This is a genomic window from Bacillus siamensis KCTC 13613, assembly GCF_000262045.1.
GTDB lineage: Bacteria > Bacillota > Bacilli > Bacillales > Bacillaceae > Bacillus > Bacillus siamensis.
In genome coordinates this window covers 135,616-151,599 of the sequence record NZ_AJVF01000042.1, presented here as the reverse complement: position 1 = coordinate 151,599, position 15,984 = coordinate 135,616, and the positions used below count along the sequence as shown (strand labels likewise).

The window sequence follows — 15,984 nt, the reverse complement described above, 5'->3', positions numbered from 1 at the left end:
CTTTACTCTGGGGGCTTGGAGAAATGAATGTAGGAATTGAAGCAATGAACGTGTTTGGCGGAACCGCGTATGTAGACGTCATGGAGCTTGCGGAACATCGGAATCTGGATAAAAAAAGGTTTGAGAACCTGCTGATGAAAGAAAAAGTGGTGGCGCTTCCGTTTGAAGATCCGATCACGTTCGCCGTAAATGCCGCAAAACCGATTATCGACTCTCTGTCAGAAGAGGAACGGAATCAGATTGAAATGGTGATCACCTGTACGGAATCCGGGATTGATTTTGGCAAATCCATCAGTACATACGTCCATGATTATTTGCAGCTGAAGCGGAATTGCCGGTTATTTGAGGTAAAACAGGCTTGCTATTCTTTAACGGCCGGGTTTCAGACGGGCGTGAATTTCATCTTATCGCAAACATCACCGGGAGCGAAAGCGCTCATCATCGGAACGGATATTTCCCGCTTTTTAGTGGCTGAAGGCGGTGACGCGTTGACGGAGGAATGGTCCTATGCCGAACCGAGTGCGGGGGCGGGAGCTGTGGCGCTTTTAGTCAGCAGCACCCCTCATGTCTTTTTGCTTGATCAAGGCGCAAGCGGGTATTACGGGTATGAAGTCATGGATACCTGCCGCCCGATTCCGGATAGTGAAGCGGGGGATGCTGATCTGTCGCTCATGTCTTATTTGGACTGCTGTGAAAAATCATTTCAGGAATACCGAAAGCGTGTGAGCGGGGCGGATTATAAGAGCTCATTTCAATACCTTTCTTTTCACACTCCGTTTGGCGGAATGGTAAAAGGAGCGCATCGGACGATGATGAGAAAATTGGCAAAGGCTAAGCCGCAAGACATTGAAGCAGATTTTCAGCAACGCGTGCTGCCTGGGATTCAATACTGTCAGCGCGTCGGCAACATCATGGGGGCCACCGTATTTTTATCTCTTGCCAGCACGATTGATAACGGCTCTTTTGAAACGCCGAAACGCGTCGGCTGTTTTTCATACGGTTCGGGCTGCTGCTCTGAATTTTACAGCGGTGTCGTTATGCCGCAAAGCCGGACGCGGCAGAATCAATTTCAGATCAGCCGGCATTTGGATGAACGCGTCCGTTTATCGATGGCTGATTATGATCGGCTGCTCCAAGACAGCGGCATCGTAAAATTCGGCACAAGAAATGCCGCGCCCGCAGCAGACATCCCGAATGCGCATCAAGGAAAAACGCGATTGGTGCTGACTGAAATAAAAGAGTTTCACAGAAAGTATGAATGGATGACCTAATATCAGAAACACTCAGAGCCGGAAAGGCTTGAATATTTTTTTAGAAGCGGAGAATAAACATGAATCCAATGATTGATGTACAGGAAACAGAACCGGGCATTGTGCAGGTCACAATGCAGGATACGGCCGGGAAAAACGGGCTGTCAGAAGAGTTTGTAAGAGAGCTGCACCGGGTATTCCAAGACATCAATGCCCATCCGTCCTATAAAACCGTCCTTCTGACGGGTTACGGAAATTATTTCTGCACGGGAGGAACGCAGGAGGGGCTTTTGACCATTCAGAGCGGAAAACTCCAATTTACAGATTTAAAGCTTCATAGTCTTTTATTGGATTGCAGGATTCCCGTGATTTCCGTCATGCAGGGGCATGCGATCGGAGCCGGCTTTACGATCGGTCTGAGCTCGGATTTCGTAATTTTAAGCAGAGAGAGTTTTTATTCTTGTAATTATATGAAGTACGGATTTACACCGGGAATGGGCGCGACGTATATTGTGCCTGAAAAACTGGGAATTGTCCTCGGGGAAGAAATGCTGTTTACGGCCGCGAATTTCAGCGGCGCCGCTCTGGAAAAAAGGGGAGTTCCGTTTGAAGTGCTGCCCAAAAAAGACGTCCTTCAAAGAGGCCGCGAATTGGCCCGGCTGCTGGCGGATAAACCGAGAGCCTCACTGGTTGCGCTGAAAACCAATGTGACCGCACGGATCAAAAGAGAGCTGACAAAAGCGGTTGAGGAAGAGGTGAACATGCATGAAGCCACATTCCATCTTCCTGAAGTAAAAGAGAGAATCAGCCGCTTATACGGCAGTTAAACAGAATGAAAAAAGCATGGGAAGCCCCCATGCTTTATGATTTGTCCGTCTTTTGCAGCACGGAGCCTGCGAATTGTTCTTTAATTTCGGCGCTTCGGGCTGCGGTTTCTGTAATGCAGTGAATGATGGCTTCTTCAAAGCGGCGCTCGTTTAACGCGCGAAGGCCTGCCTCAGTTGTGCCGCCAGGGCTTGTGATTTCCTTGCGCAGGCGCTCAGGTCGTTTGCTGCTTTTTCTGAGCATTTCCGTTGCCCCGGCCATGGTTTGTAAAATCAGCTCTTTTGCCTTTTCTTCCGGCAGACCGACTTGAAGGGCGGCTTTTTCCATCGCTTCGACATACCGATACACATAGGCGGGGCCGCTTCCGGCGATGGCTGTGACGGCATCAAGGTGTTTTTCTTCAAAGAGCGACGCTTCTCCGATTGTTTCCAGCAGCTCTTTTGCCGTCCGGATTTCTGCCTCACTCGCCTCAGAGCTTGCGGAAAAACCGGTCGCCGATTGCTGAATGGCCGCGGATGTATTCGGCATCGCCCGGATGATGGTGAGCTTTCTGCCGAAATATTGCTGAATGGTGTGAATCGTCAGCCCTGCGATGACGGAAATCACAAGCTGATCTTTCACGTATTCGCGAATGTTTTCAATGCTTTCTGCCGCATCTTTCGGTTTAAAGGCGAGAACGATAATGTCGGTCTTGCTGAAAAACTCTTCTTTATCCCGGCACGGTTTCACTCCGTACGTTTTATGGAGTTCTTCAAGCCGGCTGTCATTTGACCGGTTTGTCATATATATATGCCCGGGGGCCGTCAGTCCGCTTTGCAGCAGTCCGTTCACCATTGCTTCCGCCATTGATCCGGCTCCGATAAAACCGATTTTCTTCATATAAATCCTCCTTCTTTCCAAAACACAAAAAAACCTTCCCGTCAAAAAGGACGAAAAGGTTTCGCGGTACCACCTTACATTAGCACGAATCAGCCGTGCTCAGCTCAAATCCCGTAACGAGGGGATACGTTTAGGTTTTCCTAACCGCTCTGAGGGCAGGTTCTGTAAACAAGAGGGCCGCAATGTCTTTCAGCCGGGGACATTGCTCTCTGCTGCCGTTGTTTATATACTAGTTCCTCGTCATCGCGTTCCGTTTTTTCTAGTTTGTTGTTCATTATGCTATGCGGCAGAGCGGGATGTCAATCTTTTTTTCTGATATACGGCAATAATGACACAGGGAAGAGAAAAGGCTAAAATATGAGTATTCAGGAATGAAAAGAACGAAGGAGCGTAAATATGGCAGCGAGAAAGATCATTCCGATACGTGTACCGACTCCGTTTGCAGTCGGCGACGTTATCGTTTATTTAGTAAAAGATGAAGCCTTAACCCTCATTGATTGCGGCCCGAATACAAAGGAAGCGGCTGAATCGCTCTTCATGCAGCTTAAAGAACACGGTGTTTCTGCAGCAGATATAGATCAGGTGGTGCTCACTCATCATCACGCAGATCATTCAGGTTTGCTGCACCTTTTTTCCGATGATACGGAAGTAATCGGGCATCCGCTGAATGACAGGTACATTACTCAGAACCAGTCGTATATCGCCCGGCAGGAGGATTTTTTTCTGTCGCTTATGACAGAAATGGGCGTTCCTCTGACATATAAAGACATACATAAAACAGTTAAGCTGTCATACTTATTTTCTGCAAACCGTCCATTAACGAAAACAGTGGGAGAAGGCGGAAAAATTGACGGGCTGGATGGCTGGACGGTGCTCGAAATCCCGGGGCATGCCGCTTCCCACATTGCGCTTTACCATGAAAAAAACGGTGAAATGTTCAGCGGCGATCTGCTTTTGTCCAACAGCTCCACAAATCCGATTTTGGAAGCTCCGGAAAAGGGGAGCGTGCGCACGTCTCCGATGCTGGACTATTTGAAATCAATGAAGCGGCTGTATGATATCAACCCGTCCCTTTTATATCCGGGACACGGCGAGCTGCTGAAAGACGTAAGGTCTGCTGCTGACAGGCGGCTTGAAAAACAGCAAAACCGGGCGGAATATGTGCTGCATCTGCTGTCAGAGGAAACGCTGACGGCTTTCCAAGTATGCAGGCGGCTGTTTCCGGCTGTGTACGAAAATGAATTATTTTTAACGATGTCAGAAACGATCGGCCATCTTGACGTGCTGGCTGCAAAAGGGAAGGCCGAATCCTTTCAGTCGGGAAATACTCTGATGTTTAAAGCTGTGAAGGGGTGAAGGAAATGGGCAGATTAACGGATAAGCGGATTTGGATCACCGGGGCATCCGGCGGACTCGGCGAACGGCTTGCATATTCCTGTGCGGCAGAAGGGGCTCATGTTTTTTTATCCGCAAGGCGGGAGGACCGCTTGCAGGAAGTGAAAAAAACGATTACCGCGCGGGGCGGACAGTGTGATGTCATTCCGTTTGACGTCCGGCATGCAGAAGAGGCTGAAAACGTAAGGCGTTTGATCGGTCATGTTGATGTATTAATCAATAACGCCGGGTTCGGCATTTTTGAAACTGCCGCTGATGCATCTTTGGATGATATGAAGGCGATGTTTGAAGTCAATGTATTCGGATTAATTGCCTGTACGAAAGCCTGTCTTCCGGTGATGCTTCACGCCAAAAGCGGCCATATTATCAATATCGCTTCACAGGCCGGCAAACTGGCGACACCGAAATCAAGCCTTTATTCTGCTACGAAACACGCCGTTTTAGGGTATTCCAATGCGCTGCGGCTCGAGCTGGCCGGTTCAGGTGTAGCTGTGACAACGGTTAATCCCGGCCCGATCAAAACAGACTTCTTTACAATTGCAGATAAAGAGGGCGGTTATGTGAAAAGCGTCGGCAGATGGATGCTTGATGCCGACCATGTGGCAAAGCGCATTACGTCCGTGATTTTGACGGATAAACGGGAAATGAATCTTCCGCGATGGATGAGTTTCGGGACGAAGCTGTATCAGCTTTTCCCATCGTTTACAGAAAAACTGGCCGGCCGCGCATTAAAGAAAAAGTAACAAGGGGGAGACAGTAAATGTCCGATCGGGATATACGCACGGCATTGATGGAAGAGCCTTTAGTCAGACAAATGGCGGAGGCGCGGGAAGTATTTTGGATCAACCCGCATAAAACCGATGATCCAGTAAAACATGGCGCTGAATGGAAAAAGGAGATTGCCGAAGCGGAAGAAAGGCTGCGCCGGTTTGCGCCTTATATCGCGTCGGCTTTTCCGGAGACGGAAGAGGCGGGGGGCCTCATTGAATCTCCGCTTGTCTTGATTAATGAAATGAAGAAGCGTCTGGAACACAGATCCGCTCAGGCTTTCCCCGGGCGCCTGCTTTTGAAGTGCGACCATGAACTTCCGATTTCCGGTTCCATTAAAGCGCGCGGCGGGATTTACGAAGTGCTGAAGCATGCCGAAGATCTCGCGGTAAAAGCGGGAATGCTCTCAGCAGACGACGATTACAGCATATTGACTGAGGAACGGTTTACCGCTTTTTTCTCGAAATATTCTATAGCCGTCGGTTCTACGGGCAATTTAGGTTTGAGTATCGGCATAATCGGCGCGAAGCTCGGTTTTTGTGTGACCGTGCATATGTCCAGTGACGCCAAGCAGTGGAAAAAAGAGCTGCTCCGGGAAAAAGGGGTTCGGGTCATCGAATACGAAGCAGACTACAGTCTGGCTGTCAAAGAAGGGCGCATTCAGGCGGAGCAGGACCCTTATTGTTATTTTATTGATGATGAGCATTCCCGAGATCTGTTTTTGGGGTATGCAGTTGCGGGAAGCCGTGTAAAAAAGCAGCTGGATCAAATGAACATTAAGCCTGCTGCAGATGAGCCGCTTTTCGTCTATCTGCCGTGCGGGGTCGGAGGAGGACCGGGCGGCGTCGCGCTCGCGCTAAAGCTGATCTATGGCGAACATGTCCATATTTTTTTCGGTGAGCCGACGCATTCACCGTGTATGCTGTTGGGCCTGTTTTCCGGCTTGCATGACGGAATCAGCGTGCAGGATATCGGTCTTGATAATCAAACGGCCGCCGACGGACTTGCGGTGGGAAGGCCGTCCGGACTGGCCGGCCCCCTGATGGAACCTATACTCAGCGGCTGTTATACCGCCGATGACGGCACGCTTTTTTCGCTGCTCTATCAATTAAGAACGGCTGAGAATAAGAGCCTTGAGCCTTCTGCCCTCGCCGGCATGGCAGGAGCTGTCAAGTTCGTTCAGACTGAAGCGGGAAACCGTTACATAAAAGAGCGGGGGATTGAGATGGAAAATGCTGTGCACCTTGTGTGGAGCACCGGCGGGAGCATGGTTCCGGAGAAGGAAATGGAAGAGTACAGCAAGATCGGTTCCTCATTTGCGAAAAAAATGGGCAGACAGTGAAGCGGTTTTCCGTTACAATCTTTGTAAGCGTTTGTTTTTTTACCGGAAAGCCATACAGAGAGATTGGTGTGAATTGTGAAAAGTAAAGAATTGAACTTACATACATTGTACACGCAGCACAGCCGCGAGTCTTGGGCCGGATTCGGCGGTCATCTTTCCATTGCCGTTTCAGAAGAAGAAGCCAAGGCCGTAGAGGGGCTGAATGACTACCTATCGGTGGAAGAAGTAGAAACGATTTATATTCCGCTTGTGCGACTGCTCCATCTTCATGTCACGTCTGCCGCAAAACGTAATCAGCATGTCAACGTGTTTTTGAAGCATCCGCATTCAGCCAAAATCCCGTTTATCATCGGAATCGCGGGCAGCGTCGCCGTCGGCAAAAGCACCACCGCAAGAATTTTGCAAAAGCTTCTTTCCCGTCTGCCCGACAGGCCGAAGGTGAGCCTGGTGACAACTGACGGGTTCTTGTATCCGACGGCGGAATTAAAAAGGAAAAACCTTCTGTCCAGAAAGGGATTCCCGGAAAGTTACGACGTGAAAGCGCTGCTTGAGTTTCTGAATGATATAAAATCAGGGAAAGAGAGAGTGGAGGCGCCCGTATATTCCCATCTTACTTATGACAGGGAAGAGGGCGCCGTCGAAGTGGTCGAAGGTGCGGATATCGTTATTATCGAAGGAATCAACGTCCTGCAGTCGCCGACCTTAGAGGACGACAGGGAAAATCCGCGGATTTTTGTATCGGATTTCTTTGATTTTTCGATTTATGTGGATGCTGAAGAAAGCCGGATTTTCACGTGGTATTTGGAGCGTTTCCGTCTTTTGAGGGAAACCGCTTTTCAGGATCCGGCCTCTTATTTTCATAAATTTAAGGATTTATCTGATGCAGAAGCGGATACCATGGCCGCCTCCATTTGGGAGAGCGTCAACCGTCCGAATCTGTATGAAAATATTCTGCCGACAAAATTCAGGTCGGATTTGATTTTGAGAAAAGGTGACGGCCATAAAGTTGAAGAGGTGCTGGTAAGGCGTGTGTGATGTAAGGAGGAAGCCAATATTATGATGCATCATATTGAATTGTATGTATCTGACTTGAAAGCCTCCGCCCGGTTTTGGGGATGGTTTTTAGGTGAGCTCGGTTATAGGGAATTTCAAAATTGGGACTCCGGCATCAGCTGGAAAAACGCAGGATTTTATGTTGTGCTTGTCCAGACAAAGGAGCGTTTTTTAACACCGGAGTACCACAGATGCCGGGTCGGGCTGAACCATCTGGCTTTTCATGCTTCATCAAGAGAGCAGGTTGACGAGATGACAGAAAAGCTGCTTGCCAGAGGATGCCCCGTGCTTTACAGGGACCGCCATCCATATGCAGGCGGAAGCACGCATTACGCCGTATACACGGAGGACCCGGATCGGATAAAGGTGGAGCTGGCTGCTCCTGCCTCTGATTCTGAATGAACTATACCTTTTCGTTTTTTTCTTCGCGCAGCGCGTCGAGTTTCTTTTCGATTCTGTCCAATTGTATGCGGCGCTTGTTCAAGCTTCTGAATACATATATCACGGCAAACAGGAAAACCGCGGCTGCGGCGAATGAAATCAATTGAAAAATGACATCACCGATGTTCATCATTTTACCTCCGTGTGCGGCGGGCGCTTCTCTGAGCCCGCCATTTTTCATTTTAGTTCTCTCTAGCCTTGTTTTTTTCTGAGTATGAACAGTTTCTGCATGTGGCTTATGATCACCTTTGCGGCCGCATATCCCGGAATGGCCAGCAGCATCCCGGCAATACCCGAGAATTTGCCGGCGGCCAGCAGAAGAAAAATGATGGTCAGCGGGTGAATGTCCAGCTTCCGGCCCATAATTTGCGGGGAAATCAGTTGGCTTTCAAGCTGCTGGACAATGACGACAACCGTAATCACAAGCACCGCCTCGGTCGGTGAATCGAACAATCCGACAATGACTCCGGGAAATGTGCCGATCCAAGGTCCGATAAACGGAATCAGGTTTGTCACCATGGCGAACGCGCCCAGAACGAGCGGATAATCGAGCCCGATGATGAAATAGCCGATCGTGACGAGAACGCCGACACAGAAACTGACGAGCAGCTGTCCTTGTATGTATGAACTGAGAGCCTCATCCATGTCCCGAAGGATTTGTTTTCCTTCCTTTTGATGTTTTTCCGGAAGAAGCCGGAGCAGCCGCCGGGGCGCTTTATTTCCTTCTTTTAACATGTAATACAGCGCAAACGGAATAATGGCGGCGGTGATGGCGGCATTGGCAGCCGCACCGGCCAGGCTGCTGAGAGAATCAGCGATTGAACCGGAATAATTTGCAGCTTTGTCTGCTAATTTTTTGAAGGAATCCTCATGCTGAAGCCGGGAAAACCATTTACTGTCCTGGAGATGCCCAATCCAATTTTCAGCTTTTGCGGAAAGCTCGGGAATGTGATCTGTGAAGGCTGTAAACTGTTTTTGAACGGCAGGGCCCGCCGTGTAAAGGAAGAGGACAAAAAGGCCGGCTGTTCCCGCATAAATCGCTAAAATTGCGATTCCTTCAGGCAGCTTTAATTTCGCATGCAGCACTGTGACGAGCGGGCGGCACAAATAGTAAAGGACGCCCGATAACACAATGGGCGGAAACAAGGTTTTAACCGTAATCACAACAGGCTGGAACAAAAAGTCTATTAATGTTCCGAGATAAATGATGAGAAATAACAGAAGAACGGCATAGCCGATCTTGAAATAAGGCCCGACAGGCATATTCTGCACACCACGCAATCTTTAAGGGTTTACTCTCGGACGTTTCCCTTATCGCCCGGCGCATAAACGTCCGTGTCAGGAGAACTGCCCCTGATTGGTGACATAATCGTAGATAATATCTTCTACATGGGCATGGAGGTCCTCATCGGGTTCTTCGTTCCTTCTTTCTTCCAAAGCTTTTTTCAAACTCTGTTTTTCATAGGGGCTCAGCGGATCTGTCGACACATTCCGTCCATACTGGCGGAGGGCCTGTCCCAGCATTTTTTCTACAAATTGATCCATCGTATATTCTCCTATTCTTATCATTCATCCTTATTCTACTAAATATCATGTGATCCTCCCACTCTTCTATCATATTTTCTGTCAGGCCGCTTTAGGTTCTTTTATTCCAGTTCAGCTGAGAGAATAAGATGAAACGGCAGGGTTAACGCATCTTCATCGTTTATGATTTTTAAACGCTTTTCGTCATGCTTCACTTGTTTTACCCATCCCCAAAACCGGCGGGGGCCGTGTGCGGAAGCGTAGATGACTGAGATGGCCCTGTCTTCTTCAATCGCCGCCGCAATGATGCGGTTCATGTCGTTCATTTGCTCTTCGCTCAGTTCCGGCGGCCGGAATTCCCGTTCTTTTCGTTTCTTTGCAAGCAGCTGCTCCCGGTGTTCGGGGAGCATCATCCGGCTTGACTCCCACATGACATTATATCCGGGTGTTAATTTGTTCGGATTCATGTATATCACCTCAATTATTTGTAATGCCCGCCGATTTTTTCAGCCCGGTGAAAGGCTTGGCCGGCCTCTGTCAGCGACACGGCATGGAGCAGCGACGCAGGGCCGTACCGCTCATGGATATCATCCAATACTTTGCCGAGACTGATCTTTTTTTCCTGGGCATCGAACAGGCTCAGCTGAACATAATCACAGGGCTCCAGCTGGGAAAGGGCGACGCCGGCGCTGCGGACGGGCTCCCCGTTCCAGTGCTCTTTGAAGAGCTTGACCGCCGTTTTAAAAATATCCATTCCGAAATTGGTCGGAGAGACGAGCTTTTTCTGTCTGTGAAAACCTGAAGGGAAATCAAAATCGGCGCCCCTGATGCTGACTGAAACCGTATGGCCGATGTATTGTTTAAAACGGGCGCGGCGGGCCACTTCTTCGCTTAACTCCAGCAATACGACTTTGATATCCTCAAAGCGGCTGTAGTCTCTCGGAAGGGTCATGTTATGGCCGATCGCTTTTTGCCGGCTGTGCGTGTTGACGGTGACCGGAGAGGGATCGATGCCGCGGGCTGTCCGCTGAAGCAATTCGCCGTTAATGCCCCAGCGCTTTTTCAGCAGTTCGGGAGGATGCGCGGCAAGCCCGCCGATCGTGCTGATGCCCATCCGCCTTAAATGATGCTCCATCCGTTTTCCGATGCCGAATAATTTTCCGACCGGCAGCGGCCACAGATCCTGCCTGATATTTGACATATCCAATCTGTAAATGCCGGATGCGTTTTTTTTGGCAAAATGGTCGCAAGCCATTTTCGCAAGCGCCTTATTCGGCCCGATGCCGACACGGGCATAAATTCCGAATTCACGCATAATCGCTTGTTGAATGTTTTTGGCGATTGTAAAAGGATCACCGAACAGCCGCCTGCTCCCGGTCACGTCGAGAAACTGCTCATCGATGGAGTAGGGTTCTACAAGATCGGTATACCGCTCGAACAGCTCGGTAATCATAACGGAAACATCAATATACCGCTGCATCCGCGGCCGGATGATAACGGCGTCTGGACATTTGGCCTGCGCTTCCCCCAGCCGTTCAGCATTTTTTACGCCGTATCGTTTGGCGAGCGGACAAGCCGCAAGCACGACGCCGCTGCGTCTTTCGGGATCTCCCGAGACAATGACGGGCCGGTTTTTAAGATGAGGCGCTTCCGCTTTTTCCACAGACGCATAAAACGATTGCATATCAACAAGAAGAATATCAGCCATAAAAAAACCTCCGGGAACGTTTGTTCTGTTTTTCATTTTACCCGAACAATGACCGCGTTCATACTGGTAAATCATTCCCCGGTTGGAAGACGGGCTGATTCGTCCGCTTGAAAAGAAATCATTTACAATTGCAAACAACCCACATATAATTTTTTATATTCCAATGAGAAGAGCTGACATTCATTTTGCCGGACGAAAAGGAGAGTCAATCGATAATGGATATTCGAACAATTACCTCTGAAGACTATGAAATGGTTACGTCTGTTTTGAATGAATGGTGGGGCGGCAGGCAGATGAAAGACAAACTGCCGCGTTTGTTTTTTGAACATTTTCAGGACACAAGCTTTATTACGTTCGGGCCGGAGGGAATGACCGGTTTTTTAATCGGGTTTCAGTCACAATCAGACCCTGAGACGGCATACATTCATTTTTCCGGTGTGCATCCGGATTTCAGAAAAATGCAAATTGGAAAACAGCTCTACGATCGATTTATGGAGACGGTGAAAGAAAGAGGCTGCACAAAAGTCAATTGTGTGACGGCGCCTGTCAATAAAGTATCAATCGCTTATCATACAAAATTAGGCTTTGAAGTTGAAAAAGGAACCAAAACCGTAAACGGAATCCCTGTTTTTGCGAATTATGACGGTCCGGGAGAAGACCGGATTCTGTTTGTGAAATATATGTAGAGGAGGCCGAAAATGGGTTTTTTAGCTGACACGCCCAAACCGCCTTATGATGCGGTCATTTTTTCATCAATCAAGAGAGAATATGATGAGGAATATGAACAAACGGCAGAGCGCATCACGGTTCCCTGCTGGGACAGCATGGATGCGATTAAACGGTGGAAAGACCGGGCGGCAAAACAAAAAGGAAGAAGCGCCTGGTATGAAGCGTACGCGTTCCGCATGACGAGGACGGAGCCGCAGCGGATGTTTGCGTCAAAAGGAGCGGAAGATTGATTGCATTTTTACAGCATACACAAGAACAGACGGCGCGGGAAATTGCGGCGGTTCAGCGCTGCTCTTATCAAAAAGAAGCCGAGCTGATCGGCTTTTTCGGTATTCCCGGTCTGCATGAAACAGCCGAAGACATACAGCGGTCACAGGAGACGTTTGCCGGTTTCAGAGTAAAAGATCAGCTCGCAGGCGTCATTTCGTATGAAAAAAAGGGATATGACCTTGTCATATGCAGGCTGACGGTGCACCCATCCGGCTTTCGGAAAGGAATCGGACGGGCGCTTATTCAATTTGTGATAGACCAAAACCGGGATGCCCAAAAAATAGAGGCGGCTACCGCCAGTCAAAACGTTCCGGCAGTCTCTCTCTATTTAAAAGCAGGGTTCACGGAAGCCGGACAGACTAAGACGCCGGAAGGGCTGACTCTCTCATTTTTTCATCTTTATCCGAAGAGAAAAGCGGAAGTTATTCCGCACCAGCCGGAATGGAAAGAGATGTTTGAAAGGGAGAAGGCGAATTTGCTCCGAATCTTCGGCTGCGCACTTCATTCGGTCAGCCACATCGGCAGCACCTCCATCCCAGGGATGGCCGCAAAACCCGTCATTGATATACTGGCGGAGGTTAAAGATATTTCGGAGGCTGACCGATTCAGTCCGCAGCTGGAAGCACTCGGCTATGAGGCGAAAGGGGAAAACGGGATAGAGGGCAGGCGTTTCTTTCAAAAAGGCGGCAACAAGCGCACACACCACATCCACATATACGAAACAGGCCATCCGGACGTGGGGCGTCATCTGCTGTTCCGGGATTACCTCACCGCAAAGCCTGAAAAAGCGGCTCGCTGAGACATACCCGTACGATATGGCAAAGTATAGTGAAGGGAAAAAGGACTGGATCAAGGCGGCTGAACAAGAGGCAAAGGACTGGGAGAGCGGGCTGCTGTAAAAAAAGCAGAAACAATGCATACAGCGGCTCGGTATGCTACAATGGCGAAAATGAAAAACGGAGGATCACCTATGCAAATACATGTGACAGATGCGGCGAAACACACGCTTTTGCAGGCAATGGACGCCAACCCGGAGAAAAAAGCGCAGCTCCGCTATGACGCAGAAGGCTGCGGGTGCGCGGTCAGCGGCGTGCCGGCTATCTGGCTGGCGGACGAATTAACGGGACAATGCGAACGCATTGAAACCAACGGACTTCCGCTTTACATCCAGACTTCTCAAAAAGTGTTTTTTGACGAGGAAATGACAATCGATTACAATGAAAAGGCAAAAACGCTCGTCTTAAAAAGCCCGGCAGAAATACTGAGCCCGAGAATGAGCATATTAGTAAAGCAGGGAGAAACTGAAAGTGAATCAAAAGCTGAAAGCCATTAAACAGACGGCACAGCATAAAACGTGGGTATCCTTTTTGAACAACAACCATCCGTACAGTCTGCTGCACTGGTCCATCGGAGGCGCTGAATCCGTACAAAAGGATGTCTGGCTGCTTCAGGATGAGATGACCTTCAAAGCGCAGGAGTTTACGACAATCGACCTCGCCATTGACTGGATCGGAGAAAATATGGACGGGATTACCGACGTTTTATGACGGGAAAGCGAAAGAACCAGTATACGTTCTTTCGCTTTTTTACGTTTGCGTTATGGTATCTAAAAAGGTTTGCACGGCTTGACGGTAGCTCTCCGGATTTTTGGTGTACGACATGGCATGACCGCCCGATTCGGCCAGATACAGCATCTTCGGGCCGCGTTTTCTGCGGTGCAGCATTTCGGAGGAAGCGGGAGGTATATAATCATCCTCCTTACTGTGAATAAACAGAACGGGCTGCCGGATGCGGCTGATAACCGATAAAGGCGAGACGTCACGGATGCGGTATCCTTCTCTCACCAGCAAAAAGAAATCAGCCAAAGGCAGCAGCGGCCACCGAGGCAGCCGGAATTCCCGCTTCAGTCTGTAGGCTAACTGATCGTGAAAACTTGCGAACGGACAGTCCGCAATATAAAAATCAGCGCCGTCTCCATCCTGATGATCTCCCGCGTATAATAAGGCCGTCACCGCTCCCATTGATTCGCCGTGGATACCGATTTGGCCGCCGTCCCCGATTTTGTTTCTCACCCAATTCACGGCTTCTTCCAAATCATCTTTTTCAAAATAACCGTAGCTCGTTGTTCGACCGCCGCTTTTTCCGTGCCGGCGGTGGTCATACACGAGCACATTCCAGCCTAAATCCAGAAACAAATCCATGTATTTCAATGAATTAAACAAATTGACGGTAACACCGTGACAAATAATCATCGTGTTTGCCGTACGATGCGGGGCGATGTAAAAGCCTTTGATCTCATACCCGTGGCGTGACAAGATGACGGCCTCTTCTTTTTCCATGGCCTGAAAGGAATCAAATACCCCACGCCAGTCTGCCCTTTCTCTTTTTATGATGTCTTCATCCGTCTTTTTCTTCATAAACATGATCAGATTCGTAAAAGCAAATCCGGCGGCCAAAAAGACCGCACAAGCCGAACCGAACACCGCCAGCCATTTTTTCACGCAGGCACCCTCCTTTAATATGAAAAATCCTTCCCTATGAACGTTGCCGGCCTCCGGCGCTCCATGGTACACTTACTTCACCATTATTCAGATACGGGGGTATAATGATGAAAAAGCAGCTGCCTAAAGAAAAACACAGCTTAAAAGACAATCTGGAGGAAGATCTGAAGGCCAGGCTTTTGCAAATGAAAAGTGAGCTGAAGGAAGAAGACGAGAAAAAACAAGCGCAGCAAAAGGCGGAACAAATCAGAAAACGAAAAGAAAAAGAAAAAAATAAAAGCTTTGAAGAGCTGCTGAATGAAAGCAGTCTCGATTGGCACAAATATAAATAAACCGGCATCTGACAAGGTGCCGGTTTTATTGTTTAAGAACGATGGGCTTCGTATACGTCCTGTTTTGTATGGTATTGCAGGGCTTTGATTTCCTGACTGCTTAAACGCCGGGCTTCTGCAGCCGAACAGTTTTCTCTCAGCTGTTCAGGCGAGCTTGCTCCGGTGATGACAGAAGCGACGGCCGGCTGTGAAAGCAAGTATTGAAGAGAAAGCTCCGTCATGCTCAGATCAGGCACGGCAGCGTTAATCGCTTTTTTGGTTTCTGCCAGTTCTTCAAAAGAATATGTTAAATAGCCGTTCTCTTTTACGCTTGCGGCTGCTTGATCGAGCGGTTTTTCCGTAAGAAGCCCTTTAGCGACAGGCCCTCTGGCGACGACGCTGATTCCGTTCTCCTCTAAAAGGGGAAGCCACTCCTCGGGACGCCGGTCCAGCAGGCTGTATTGCATCATAATACTTGTGATATTTGATTTTTTCACATATTCTTTAATGACATTCGGACGAATCGAGGAAATGCCGTAATACCGGATGACACCTTCCTGTTTTAAGTCCTCGAACGCTTCGATCGTTTCATCAATCTGATCCTCCATCGTGCCGCCATGCAGCTGATAAAGGTCGATATAGTCCGTTTTCAGCCGGCGCAGACTGTTTTTGACCGCTTCTTTTATGTATCCTTTGGAAGCGTCCCAATGCCAGCCGTCTTTCTCATCATTCCAGCGGTTTCCGGCTTTCGTGGCTAAAATGATGTCGTGTCTGCGGTTTTTGACGGCCTCCCCGACGATTTCCTCATTTCTGCCGAAATCATAAAGATCAGCGGTATCTAAATAATTGATTCCAAGCTCGATCGCTTCATCCAAAATAGACAGCGCCTTAGCTTTATCCGTGCCGAGCGACATACAGCCGAGCCCGATTTCGCTTATTTCTAAATCAGAACGTCCCAATTTGCGTTTTCTCATCATTTTGCTCCTTT

Annotated in this window: 20 protein-coding genes and 1 pseudogene; 13 read left to right on the top strand and 8 right to left on the bottom strand. The window is 48.9% G+C overall.

Annotated features, from left to right (window positions below; translation table 11 throughout):
- The first annotated feature begins 23 nt into the window (after nucleotides 1-23).
- Nucleotides 24-1,271 (top strand): hydroxymethylglutaryl-CoA synthase family protein, encoded by a 1,248-nt coding sequence (locus tag Y79_RS0119590; RefSeq protein ID WP_016939193.1) that lies wholly within the window; start codon nucleotides 24-26, stop codon nucleotides 1,269-1,271.
- Between the two features lie 59 nt (nucleotides 1,272-1,330).
- Nucleotides 1,331-2,077 carry a polyketide synthase gene (locus Y79_RS0119585; protein WP_016939192.1) on the top strand — a complete coding sequence of 249 codons (747 nt, stop codon included), beginning with the start codon at nucleotides 1,331-1,333 and terminating at the stop codon, nucleotides 2,075-2,077.
- A 34-nt stretch (nucleotides 2,078-2,111) separates the two neighbouring features.
- On the opposite strand, the gene proC is transcribed toward Y79_RS0119585, so the two are convergent.
- A complete protein-coding gene (gene proC / locus Y79_RS0119580; protein WP_016939191.1) occupies nucleotides 2,112-2,954 on the bottom strand; it encodes a pyrroline-5-carboxylate reductase in 843 nt (280 codons plus the stop codon).
- A 396-nt stretch (nucleotides 2,955-3,350) separates the two neighbouring features.
- On the opposite strand from proC, the gene Y79_RS0119575 reads away from it, so the two are divergent.
- The 5 genes from Y79_RS0119575 to Y79_RS0119555 all read left to right on the top strand — a co-directional run bounded on the left by Y79_RS0119575 (nucleotide 3,351) and on the right by Y79_RS0119555 (nucleotide 7,914).
- Nucleotides 3,351-4,310 carry an MBL fold metallo-hydrolase gene (locus Y79_RS0119575; RefSeq protein WP_016939190.1) on the top strand — a complete coding sequence of 320 codons (960 nt, stop codon included), beginning with the start codon at nucleotides 3,351-3,353 and terminating at the stop codon, nucleotides 4,308-4,310.
- A gap of 5 nt (nucleotides 4,311-4,315) precedes the next feature.
- Nucleotides 4,316-5,092, top strand: a complete 777-nt coding sequence (locus tag Y79_RS0119570; protein ID WP_016939189.1) for an SDR family NAD(P)-dependent oxidoreductase — start codon at nucleotides 4,316-4,318, stop codon at nucleotides 5,090-5,092.
- A gap of 17 nt (nucleotides 5,093-5,109) precedes the next feature.
- A complete protein-coding gene (gene dsdA / locus Y79_RS0119565) occupies nucleotides 5,110-6,459 on the top strand; it encodes a D-serine ammonia-lyase (protein ID WP_016939188.1) in 1,350 nt (449 codons plus the stop codon).
- A gap of 75 nt (nucleotides 6,460-6,534) precedes the next feature.
- Nucleotides 6,535-7,494, top strand: coding sequence for a type I pantothenate kinase (coaA, locus tag Y79_RS0119560; protein ID WP_016939187.1), 960 nt, complete (start codon nucleotides 6,535-6,537; stop codon nucleotides 7,492-7,494).
- A 24-nt stretch (nucleotides 7,495-7,518) separates the two neighbouring features.
- Nucleotides 7,519-7,914, top strand: a complete 396-nt coding sequence (locus tag Y79_RS0119555) for a VOC family protein (protein WP_029575378.1) — start codon at nucleotides 7,519-7,521, stop codon at nucleotides 7,912-7,914.
- Nucleotide 7,915: 1 nt separating this feature from the next.
- Here the strand turns inward: Y79_RS0119555 and Y79_RS01000000120265 are convergent, their stop codons facing one another.
- The 5 genes from Y79_RS01000000120265 to Y79_RS0119530 form a co-directional block, all read right to left on the bottom strand.
- A complete protein-coding gene (locus Y79_RS01000000120265) occupies nucleotides 7,916-8,083 on the bottom strand; it encodes a DUF4083 family protein (RefSeq protein WP_095241772.1) in 168 nt (55 codons plus the stop codon).
- 62 nt (nucleotides 8,084-8,145) lie between these two features.
- Complete coding sequence (locus Y79_RS0119545; RefSeq protein WP_016939184.1) at nucleotides 8,146-9,216, bottom strand: AI-2E family transporter; 1,071 nt, start codon at nucleotides 9,214-9,216, stop codon at nucleotides 8,146-8,148.
- Between the two features lie 75 nt (nucleotides 9,217-9,291).
- Nucleotides 9,292-9,498 carry a YqzH family protein gene (locus Y79_RS0119540; protein WP_016939183.1) on the bottom strand — a complete coding sequence of 69 codons (207 nt, stop codon included), beginning with the start codon at nucleotides 9,496-9,498 and terminating at the stop codon, nucleotides 9,292-9,294.
- 101 nt (nucleotides 9,499-9,599) lie between these two features.
- The gene (locus Y79_RS0119535; RefSeq protein ID WP_016939182.1) at nucleotides 9,600-9,944 is read right to left on the bottom strand and encodes a YolD-like family protein; all 345 of its coding nucleotides are present in this window, start codon (nucleotides 9,942-9,944) and stop codon (nucleotides 9,600-9,602) included.
- A gap of 14 nt (nucleotides 9,945-9,958) precedes the next feature.
- Entirely contained in the window at nucleotides 9,959-11,185 is a 1,227-nt protein-coding gene (locus Y79_RS0119530) for a DNA polymerase IV (RefSeq protein WP_016939181.1), read from the bottom strand.
- A 215-nt stretch (nucleotides 11,186-11,400) separates the two neighbouring features.
- Between Y79_RS0119530 and Y79_RS0119525 the strand changes: the two genes are divergently transcribed.
- The 5 genes and pseudogenes from Y79_RS0119525 (at nucleotide 11,401) to Y79_RS0119505 (ending at nucleotide 13,731) form a co-directional block, all read left to right on the top strand.
- On the top strand, nucleotides 11,401-11,871 hold the full coding sequence (locus Y79_RS0119525; RefSeq protein ID WP_016939180.1) for a GNAT family N-acetyltransferase: 471 nt from the start codon (nucleotides 11,401-11,403) through the stop codon (nucleotides 11,869-11,871).
- Between the two features lie 12 nt (nucleotides 11,872-11,883).
- Entirely contained in the window at nucleotides 11,884-12,144 is a 261-nt protein-coding gene (locus tag Y79_RS0119520; RefSeq protein ID WP_016939179.1) for a hypothetical protein, read from the top strand.
- Nucleotides 12,141-13,080: pseudogene (locus Y79_RS1000000120450) on the top strand (GNAT family N-acetyltransferase); the annotation flags it as partial. The gene Y79_RS0119520 and the pseudogene Y79_RS1000000120450, both read left to right, overlap by 4 nt.
- Nucleotides 13,081-13,154: 74 nt before the next feature.
- Entirely contained in the window at nucleotides 13,155-13,517 is a 363-nt protein-coding gene (locus Y79_RS0119510; RefSeq protein ID WP_016939178.1) for an iron-sulfur cluster biosynthesis family protein, read from the top strand.
- The gene (locus Y79_RS0119505) at nucleotides 13,492-13,731 is read left to right on the top strand and encodes a DUF2552 family protein (RefSeq protein ID WP_003153307.1); all 240 of its coding nucleotides are present in this window, start codon (nucleotides 13,492-13,494) and stop codon (nucleotides 13,729-13,731) included. Before Y79_RS0119510 ends, Y79_RS0119505 begins: the two co-directional genes overlap by 26 nt.
- Nucleotides 13,732-13,770: 39 nt before the next feature.
- Here Y79_RS0119505 and Y79_RS0119500 read toward each other — a convergent pair whose 3' ends face one another.
- Nucleotides 13,771-14,685, bottom strand: a complete 915-nt coding sequence (locus Y79_RS0119500; protein ID WP_016939177.1) for an alpha/beta hydrolase — start codon at nucleotides 14,683-14,685, stop codon at nucleotides 13,771-13,773.
- A 107-nt stretch (nucleotides 14,686-14,792) separates the two neighbouring features.
- On the opposite strand from Y79_RS0119500, the gene Y79_RS0119495 reads away from it, so the two are divergent.
- A complete protein-coding gene (locus Y79_RS0119495; RefSeq protein ID WP_016939176.1) occupies nucleotides 14,793-15,017 on the top strand; it encodes a YqkE family protein in 225 nt (74 codons plus the stop codon).
- A gap of 32 nt (nucleotides 15,018-15,049) precedes the next feature.
- On the opposite strand, the gene Y79_RS0119490 is transcribed toward Y79_RS0119495, so the two are convergent.
- Nucleotides 15,050-15,970 carry an aldo/keto reductase gene (locus Y79_RS0119490; RefSeq protein WP_016939175.1) on the bottom strand — a complete coding sequence of 307 codons (921 nt, stop codon included), beginning with the start codon at nucleotides 15,968-15,970 and terminating at the stop codon, nucleotides 15,050-15,052.
- Nucleotides 15,971-15,984: the final 14 nt, after the last annotated feature.